1 protein-coding gene is annotated in these 1,624 nt (G+C 58.9%); it reads right to left on the reverse strand.

Features of this window, described 5'->3' with window-relative positions; translation table 11 throughout:
* The coding region (istA, locus tag BBA01S_RS39400) for an IS21 family transposase (RefSeq protein WP_042298660.1) at positions 1-1,513 on the reverse strand (1,513 nt) is incomplete at its 3' end.
* Positions 1,514-1,624 lie beyond the last annotated feature (111 nt).

Raw genomic sequence — 1,624 nt, forward strand, 5'->3', positions numbered from 1 at the left:
CGACATGACCATCCTCCTTCCTCGGAGTACGAAGCTTTTCGTATCGGTGAACGTCGGCGAGCGGTTCTATCTTCAGCCGCAGCGATGTCTGCACGCCATCGGCGCTGCGGGAGGCCGGGCTTTTTAGGCGGGCAAGGATATTCAGCACATGCTCGGCGCTTGGACGGCCGGATTCGAGAGCAAGCTCGACGGCAACCAGAACTGCCTCCAGTCCATGCACAGGTGTTGCCGATAGCACCTGCACCATCACACGGTCGCCACCCGACTGTCGAAGCAGATGACGCTGCAACCGCTGCATTGGCTCCGGCATTGTGAGGAACGGTGCGCCGTTCCTTAGGGAGCCAGGTTTGCGGGCGACGAGACTGATGTAATGCGTCCAGTCGTAAAAGGTCTGGTACCGGTCGAAGCTGCGTGCGTGCCGCGCAATCTCGTTTCCGTCAGCGACGATGCTGATGAACGCGGGATACGTTCGCAAACTCACAACATGGTTTGCGAACTCCGTTGGCACGCTGTAGCGGTTGCGCTGGAAGTGAATGAGACTGGTTGACGATACGCGAACAGGCTGTTCGATGTATCCATCAAACGGCTTGGGACACTGCATCAGACGCGGGCGTTCGTCCTGCAAGGCGTCTGCTACCGTAAGCTCCGGCCATTGAGGATGACGAAGCTCCTGCCATGCCTGCCGGCAGCGCTCGGCCAGCCATACGTTCAGAACATCCAGTGATTCCCACCGGGTGCGGATTGCTTCGTGCCAGATGTGGCGGCGGCGGTCCTGAACGTTCTTTTCAACGATGCCTTTTTCCCAACCCGCGGCGCGGTTGCAGAACTCGGGCTCGAACAGGTAGTGGTTGCACATCGAATGGAAGCGCGCGTTTATCGCCCGCTCTTTCCCCGGCCCCACCTTGTCCACCGCAGTCTTCATGTTGTCGTAGATGCCGCGTCGGGGGACGCCACCGAAGGCCGCGAACGCTCTTGCGTGGGCGTCGAACAGCATCTCGTGGCTCTGCGTGTGATAGGCCACAAGCCAGAACGCGCGACTGGCGGCGAGCTTCGTGTGTGCGACTTCTATTCTCCGTCGCAGGCCGGCGATAAAGACGTATTCGCAACTCCAGTCGAACTGGAATGCCTCGCCGTACTCGAAGGCGAGCGGTACGAAGGCACCTCGCAGGGCGCCTTCATCGCGGTTTTGTTTCCAGTTGCGGACAAACGCACAAACACGGTCGTAACTGCCGTCGTAGCCTGCAGCCCGCAAATCAGCGTGCATCTGTTTTGCCGAACGCCGCTCACGTTTCGGCCTTCGAGTGTCAGCAAGCAGCCAAAGACGTAACTGCTCTGACCACGGGTCGACGACGCTATTGCTCGCTCGCTTCGGATACTTCGGCTCACCAGTTGATGGAGGCTCACGCAACCAGCGCCGTATGGTGTTACGGGACAGGCCAGTGCGTCTGGATATGTCCCTCAGTGGAACGCCATCGCGGAAGTGCATCCGCCGAATCTTTGCCAACATGCTCACCGTAATCACTCCGGTTCTCCTGCTTGGCGTCCAAGCAGGTATTGAACATGTGGGTCAGTTTTCGATGCAAACTTTTAGCGGAAGTGGGTCAGTTTTGCACGCACCTCAACA

Origin of the sequence: Paraburkholderia bannensis NBRC 103871, from assembly GCF_000685015.1 — a bacterium.
GTDB classification, from domain to species: domain Bacteria; phylum Pseudomonadota; class Gammaproteobacteria; order Burkholderiales; family Burkholderiaceae; genus Paraburkholderia; species Paraburkholderia bannensis.